This window comes from Chryseobacterium taichungense (assembly GCF_900109935.1).
Classification (GTDB): Bacteria; Bacteroidota; Bacteroidia; order Flavobacteriales; family Weeksellaceae; genus Chryseobacterium; species Chryseobacterium taichungense.
Genome location: NZ_FOBV01000015.1, coordinates 35,895 through 43,642 on the forward strand (window position 1 = coordinate 35,895; position 7,748 = coordinate 43,642).

5 protein-coding genes and 1 rRNA gene are annotated in these 7,748 nt (G+C 37.2%); 1 reads left to right on the top strand and 5 read right to left on the bottom strand.

What is annotated here, in order from left to right:
* Positions 1–4: 4 nt before the first annotated feature.
* Complete coding sequence (locus BMW64_RS19855) at positions 5–1,084, bottom strand: putative type IX sorting system protein PorV2 (RefSeq protein WP_446681780.1); 1,080 nt, start codon at positions 1,082–1,084, stop codon at positions 5–7.
* 15 nt (positions 1,085–1,099) lie between these two features.
* Positions 1,100–1,978, bottom strand: a complete 879-nt coding sequence (locus tag BMW64_RS19860) for a DMT family transporter (RefSeq protein WP_090002367.1) — start codon at positions 1,976–1,978, stop codon at positions 1,100–1,102.
* Between the two features lie 396 nt (positions 1,979–2,374).
* On the opposite strand from BMW64_RS19860, the gene BMW64_RS19865 reads away from it, so the two are divergent.
* Complete coding sequence (locus BMW64_RS19865; protein ID WP_090002369.1) at positions 2,375–4,003, top strand: acyl-CoA carboxylase subunit beta; 1,629 nt, start codon at positions 2,375–2,377, stop codon at positions 4,001–4,003.
* 265 nt (positions 4,004–4,268) lie between these two features.
* Here the strand turns inward: BMW64_RS19865 and BMW64_RS19870 are convergent, their stop codons facing one another.
* The 3 genes from BMW64_RS19870 to rrf all read right to left on the bottom strand — a co-directional run bounded on the left by BMW64_RS19870 (position 4,269) and on the right by rrf (position 7,746).
* Positions 4,269–5,708 (bottom strand): AAA family ATPase, encoded by a 1,440-nt coding sequence (locus tag BMW64_RS19870; protein ID WP_090002370.1) that lies wholly within the window; start codon positions 5,706–5,708, stop codon positions 4,269–4,271.
* Positions 5,709–5,761: 53 nt separating this feature from the next.
* Entirely contained in the window at positions 5,762–6,883 is a 1,122-nt protein-coding gene (locus BMW64_RS19875) for a vWA domain-containing protein (RefSeq protein WP_090002372.1), read from the bottom strand.
* A gap of 754 nt (positions 6,884–7,637) precedes the next feature.
* A 5S ribosomal RNA gene (gene rrf, locus BMW64_RS19880) occupies positions 7,638–7,746 on the bottom strand.
* Between the last annotated feature and the right edge of the window lie 2 nt (positions 7,747–7,748).

The window sequence follows — 7,748 nt, forward strand, 5'->3', positions numbered from 1 at the left end:
TGATTTAATCATTTCTAAATTGTCCCATATCCAGTTTCAGGGAAAAGAAGTTTGAGTAGAAATTGGATCCGCCAATTCCCGAATTGGTAATGGCATAATCCAACGTAAGACCTCTGTATTTGATCCCAATACCGGCACTAGGCTGAAAGGAAACTTTTCGTCTGAGATCTTCAATATCTGTAATCGACTGGAATCTGTTGACTCCAAGTCTCACAAAAATCATTTTCTGATAACCTAATTCCGCACCGGCGTAAGGTGTTAAACTCGCAAAATCTGTGGAAACCAAAGCTGCTGTTTTTGCAAAATCTACATTAATTCCCGCTTCCGGCAATACATATACACTGCTATTGATTTCAAACAATTTGCTTGCTCCCACATTCAGCTTAGGCATGGTAAGCTCCATTTTATCTTTTGGGGCAGGGTTGAATTCTTCACCGTTTACAACGGTGGAAAGTTCTTTTTGATTAACACTCCAGAAATTGACCGTAGTGGTCGCATCTCTCAGCATACCTCCCAATTTCCAGCCGTTATCCATTTTATAGATCGCACCAATATCAAAACCGAATCCGTATCCGTTGGCAAATTTACCCACATTTCGATATACAATTTTGGCATTGATCCCTACATCCAGTTTAGTATTCCCTCCGGGATTGAATGCATAAGAGAGAATGGCTGCATAATCAGACTGGGAGAATTTGGTGATCTTATCGTAATCAATATTTCCTTCTGTATCGATTAATTGGGTTGTGTTCAAGATGTTATCAACCCCCAATCTCACCACAGAAACTCCGAAAACACCAGTTTCCAATACTTTGGCGTAGGCGAGATAATCGTATTTTGCGATCGATTCAAAATATTCGGCGTGCATGGCGGCTCCCTGCCAATCTCTTTCAATGGCCATAAGTCCTGCCGGGTTCCACATCGGGGAGTAAACATCGTCCTGATTGGAAATTACAGCTCCCCCCATTGCCAGTCCTCTGGCACCGGCACCAATATTAAGGAATTCGTTGGAATACTTTCTGATGATCTGTGATTGCGATATCCCGAACACCAGAGAAAATACAAGTAAAAGATATTTTTTCATCATATAAATTGATGCTTAATTTAAAGTTTTTTGTTTCTTAGCTTTTATTAACCCATTGGCAATGATTGCCAATATCATAACGCCTGACGCCACATAAAAAACAGGGCTCATATGTTCTGATTCTCCAAAGATAAAAAAAGCTAGTATAATTCCGTAAACCGGTTCTAAATTAACTGTTAAAATTAGAGTGAAAGGCGAAATATATTTCATCAGATTTACCGATTCCAACATCGGAAAAGCGGTGAAAACACTTGCTAATAAGCATATTAACGCAATATCACGGTAACTTATTTCATTCATGTGAAAAATTTGTCCGGTAAACAAATAAATTAACATTAAAATACCCCATCCACAAAATATTTCATAAAAAATAATATTTCCTGAACTTGTTTTACCAAACATCTTTCCATTGAATACTGAAAATATGGTCCCGAAAATCGCACAAAGCACTCCGTAGAAGATTCCTTTTTTAAATTTGAATTCTGTTTTGAATATCAGTAAAATACAGGCAACAATCACTACGCCCATGATAACTTCTGAAATATCAATCTTTCTTTTAAAAATTACAGGTTCTAAAATAGAGGCAAACAAAGTTGATAAGGAGAGACAGCTCAATGCAATGGAAACATTTGAGATTTTGATAGAATAAAAAAAGCAGTACCAGTGTAAAGCCATTGAAAAGCCAATAGCAGCAAGCTGAAAAAAGATTTTCTTTGAAACTTTTATGCTTTCTTTTCTGAATACTCTGATGTAAATAAAAAGACAGATCGCGGCAAACAACATTCTGTAAAAAACCAGAATTTCTGCATTTGCATGAATCAGTTTTCCCAAAATTGCCGTAAATCCCCATAAAAATACAATCAAATGCAACCTGAAAAGAGCCAATTTATGCATATCCTACTTCTTTATATATTTTGTGCAAATTTACAAATCGCTTTCACAATGGTGTAAAATATTATGGCTAAATCATTATATTTTTAAAGATTGTAAGAAAATAAGTTGTTATATAAGAATAAATTAATGTATCAAAACAAAAACCCTGAAAATTTGTTCAACTTTCAGGGCCTTCAAATAATAAACTATTAAAAAAATAAACTAGGAACTTAGAGAAGTGTAAGATTTCACTCTTACTTTCTCTATGGTAAAGTTAGCAAATAACGAACCATAAAAAATATATTTTTTGTTAAAAATTTCATAAATTTCTGAAAACCAATTTCTTAAACAATTGTTTACATCAATTTTCATTCCATTGAAAAAATAGTATCTTTAAAAGGAAAAAATTGAGATTTTATGGACATTGAATTCAACAAAAGAGAAGATCAAAACAGATTAAAATTATCAGAAATAAATCGTTTGCTCTCTGAAATCAAAAAAGGCGGAGGAGAAAAAAGACTACAAAAGCTTCGTGATGAGGGTAAAATGACAGCAAGAGAAAGAATTGAGTATCTTCTTGATAAAGATTCTGAATCCATAGAAATCGGTGCTTTTGCAGGATATGAGATGTATGAAGAGCACGGCGGCTGTCCAAGCGGAGGAGTTGTTGTAAAAATCGGTTATGTTTCAGGAAGACAATGTATCATTGTGGCCAATGATGCTTCTGTGAAAGCGGGAGCATGGTTCCCGATTACGGGAAAGAAAAATCTGAGGGCACAGGAAATCGCCATGGAAAACAGACTTCCTATTATATATTTAGTAGATTCTGCAGGAGTTTATTTGCCAATGCAGGACGAAATTTTCCCAGATAAGGAAATGTTCGGCAGGATTTTCAGAAATAATGCTAAAATGAGTGCTGCGGGAATTATCCAAATTTCTGCTGTGATGGGAAGTTGTGTGGCAGGAGGCGCTTATCTTCCTATTATGAGCGATGAAGCAATGATTGTAGATAAGACGGGTTCTATTTTCCTTGCCGGAAGTTATCTGGTAAAAGCAGCTATTGGAGAGAGTATTGACAACGAAACCCTAGGTGGAGCAACAACGCATTGTTCGATTTCCGGGGTTACGGATTATAAGGCTAAAGATGATAAAGATGCTCTAAACAGGATCAAAAACATTATGAAATCTTTGGGAAGTACAGAGAAAGCTGGTTTTGACAGGATTGAAAGTGCACCACCTAAAGAAAAGCCTGAAAACATTTTCGGCATCATGCCGGTTTCAAGAGCGGAGCAATATGATACGTATGAAATCATCAAATGTTTGGTTGATCATTCCGAATATGAAGAATATAAACCTGACTATGGTAAGAGTATTATCTGCGCTACTGCCAGAATTGACGGATGGTCTGTTGGAATTGTTGCCAACCAACGGAAATTGGTAAAAAACGGAAAAGGCGAAATGCAGTTCGGAGGAGTAATTTATTCTGATTCTGCTGATAAAGCCACAAGATTTATCGCAAACTGCAACCAAAGAAAGATTCCATTGGTATTTTTACAGGATGTGACAGGTTTCATGGTTGGTTCAAAATCTGAGCATGGCGGAATTATAAAAGACGGCGCCAAAATGGTGAATGCCGTTTCTAATTCTGTCGTTCCTAAATTTACAATCATCACCGGAAATTCTTACGGTGCCGGAAATTATGCTATGTGTGGGAAAGCATATGACCCTAGGCTGATCGTAGCCTGGCCTTGGGCAGATCTTGCGGTAATGGGTGGGGCACAGGCAGCAAAAGTACTGGCCCAGATTCAGGAATCGACTTTGAAAAAGCAAGGGAAAGAAATTTCTGAGGAGGAACACAATGAAATTTTAGACTCCATTTCAAAAAAATATCAAAAGCAAACGGAAGCTACTTATGCAGCTGCAAGACTTTGGACAGATGCCATTATCAATCCTGTAGACACAAGAAAATGGATTTCCATGGGAATTGAAGCCGCCAATCATTCTCCGATTACTGAAAAATTCAATCTGGGAGTGATACAGGTTTAATGTTTGATGTTTGATGTTTGATTATAAATAAAAAAGATGCGGAATATCTCCACATCTTTTATTTTTTTCTATTTGAGGCTAGATGTAATATTACAATTTGTGAATACCAATATTTAAATCTACGACTACAAGCCTAGCCCTGATTGAAGCATTTGTTTGAGCTCATTTTTGCTTATTCGGCTGCGGCGGCTTCGCCGCCGCAGCCGAATAAGCAAAAATAGCGAGTGCGGAAAGCGGGAAAAAGCTCCTAAAAAATTAAAATTAATCAGGAAAAGAATACTCCCGTTCTGAATCTTTCCTTATTCAGTTTTTTATTAGCAGCCAGGCCCCAAAGGATAAATTCTTTCATAAATAAAAGATCTTCTTTTTTTGTATCCGGCTGGTATTTTTCAATCATCTGATCGAGTGCGCCAATTCTGTTGAGTGCCTTTGAATAGAACTCATCCGAAGATTCATCGGTGATTTCTATAAAGCCATCATCTTTCAGAAACCAGTCGGTGATCTGCTGAAAAGGCCCGGCAACATCTTTCTTTTCTAACTTTTCCACTTTTGGGAAATAAGTAGTGAACAATGTTTTTATCGCATTATCAATAAGAATCTGGGCAACGGCTTCTGACCCTTCCTGCTCACCTTCGTAAACCAATTCTACTTTTCCGGTAACAGCAGGGATAACTCCCATGAAATCACTTAACCGCACAGAAGTTTTCTCATCTCCTGACAAAAGTGATCTTCTTTCTGCCGTACTCAGAAGATTTTCAAATGCTGTAATGCTCATACGGGCACTTACACCGCTTTTATAATCTACAAACTCGCTGTCGCGGGCTTCAAATCCGATCTGCTCCAGAAGATCTTTTGCTAGATCCGGGACATATATTCCTTTTTCCTGTCTTTTATCTAAGCTGGATTCGTATTTCGTGATTTCTTTAGCAATATGAATATTTTCCGGATAATGGGTCAGAATCTGTGATCCAATCCTGTCTTTTAGTGGTGTAACAATACTTCCTCTGTTAGTATAATCTTCAGGATTGGCCGTGAAAACAAATTGTATATCCAAAGGCATCCTCACCTTAAATCCACGGATCTGGACGTCTCCTTCTTGTAATATATTAAATAACGAAACCTGAATTCTCGCCTGAAGGTCCGGTAATTCATTAATAACAAAAATACATCGGTTCGCCCTCGGAATCATTCCGAAATGAATTACCCTGTCATCGGCATAAGAAAGCTTAAGGTTTGCTGCTTTTATAGGGTCTACATCGCCAATAAGATCGGCAACTGTCACATCCGGAGTAGCAAGCTTTTCAAAGAATCTGTCATCACGGTGCAACCATTCTATAGGTGTATTGTCACCTTCTGCTTCGATAAGTTCTTTTGCATATCGTGAAATCGGATGATATGGATCATCATTGATTTCACTGCCACTTATAAAAGGAATCCATTCATCCAGTAAACTGGTCATCATTCTTGCCAGCCTGGTTTTTGCCTGACCTCTTAAGCCTAACAAATTAATATTATGCCTACTAAGAATAGCATGCTCTAACTGGGGAATAACAGTGTTTTCATATCCGAAGATGCCTTCAAAGACATTCTCTTTACTACGAATTTTATTGATTAAATTATCTCTTAATTCGTCTTTTATACTTTTAATTTTATATCCTGATGATTTTAATGAACCTAGTGTTTTTAAATCTGGCTTTGCAGTCATTGTATTTAAATATGATTATGTATTATAATTAAAGTCAATTAAGACTTAATGAATTAACGTATTCTTTTCTTACGATTTGTTTCATAATCTTCAAAGATCATTTGCCCTAAACCGTTAAGACCCGTATAAAATGCCTTACCTTGATTGGCTTCTGTAAATTCTCTGATAAATTGTTGAAGATAAGAATCCTGAGCGATCATAAAAGTAGTAATCGGAATATGAAGCCTACGAGCCTGTGAAGCCATATTATAACATTTTTGGACTACATATTCATCCAGTCCATAAGAATTCATATAATAAGTTCCGTCAGATTCTCTTACACAGCTCGGCTTTCCATCGGTGATCATGAAAATCTGTTTATTGGTATTTCGTTTGCGGCGTAATATGTCCATCGCTAACTGAAGTCCTGCAACCGTATTTGTATGATAAGGACCAACCTGTAGATAAGGAAGCTCCTGAATTTTCACCGGCCAGGCATCATCTCCAAAGACAATTATATCCAGTGTATCTTTTGGATAACGAGTTGTAATAAGCTCAGCAAGGGCCATAGCCACCTTTTTTGCAGGAGTGATACGATCTTCACCATATAAAATCATACTGTGGCTGATATCAATCATTAAAACAGTACTCATTTGAGATTGATGAATACTGTCTTCCACAACAAGATCACTTTCTGTGAGATCAAAATCTCCAATTCCATTATTAATCTGGGCATTTTTCAAGCTCTCTGTAATGGAGATCTTTTCCACTGGATCACCAAAATTGTAATTGCGCAATTCACCGGTATTATCCTCTCCTACTCCGCTTTTAATTGTTTTATGATTACCGGTTCCACTTTTTTCAAGGTTACCGAATATCTGTTTAAGTGCCTGTTTCCGGATATTTTGTTCCATTTTAGCACTGAGTCTCACACCGCTTCCATTTCCGTTGGGATCAACTTCTTCACGAATATAGCGTTTCTTCTTAAGATCTTCTATAAAATCATCAATGGTATAATCAGGAGTAGTGAGTTCATATTCTTCATCCAGCATTCTCAACCAGTCAATAGCTTCATCGAAATCTCCCGAAGTATGAGTCAATAAATCCGTAAAGATTTCCAGCAGCCTGTCAAATACAGACATCTCCGGCGGATTATAATTGCCAAACCTAAAACCTCTTACAATATGCTCTTTCATAAACATAAAGTTACAACATAAATTTTCGATTAATAAGAGATTTAGTCTATTTTAACTTTTAAGAATAAAAATAACATAATTGAATCCATTTTCCAGGAGCTTATTCTCGCTATCCGCTCTTACTCCTCGCGCCGTTGCTTGTCCCGGGTAAGGCTTAACACGCCATTCTCTGCTGTGGGGTAACCGCTCCTATCGAGGCTAGGATGTTTGTCGGTATTTCAGCACTGGCCTGTTACAAATAACTCTTCGGCCGGAAGTCGGAATTAAAATAAACTATGAGTAATAAGCAATAAAATTACAGTCTTTTAAGATGTTATTTATCCCGACTCTAATTCTATAAACTTCTAATTTTCCCTGATCTAAGTAACCCCTGATGCGATGCCTATATCCCTTTAGAATAAGATATGAATAATATTTTAAAGCAAGCCCTGAAGGGGCGCCATCCTATAGCACCGGGTACAACCCGGTGGAATGTTAATCCCAAATTCCATCGAACCCTAATGAGCGTAATTATGAGTAATGAATGACAGGTAATAAATAATAGGTAATAAGTGATTTAATGTTAAATGTTAAATTTTTAAACGTTAAATCTTCAATCTCATGGTCTTTTCTCGTTGGTTCTTTTTACTTTTTCCCTGGTTCTTTGTTATTGGGGTATGCTGTTTACCTTAAACTTTGAATCTTGAATCTTGAATCTTGAATGGTATAAACGAAAAAAGTCTCACACATTGCTGTATGAGACTTTTAATAAAAAAACTGGCGGCGACCTACTCTCCCGCTATTCGCAGTACCATCGGCGCTGGTGGGCTTAACTTCTGTGTTCGGAATGGGAACAGGTGAGCCCCACCGCTAAAACCACCCTAAA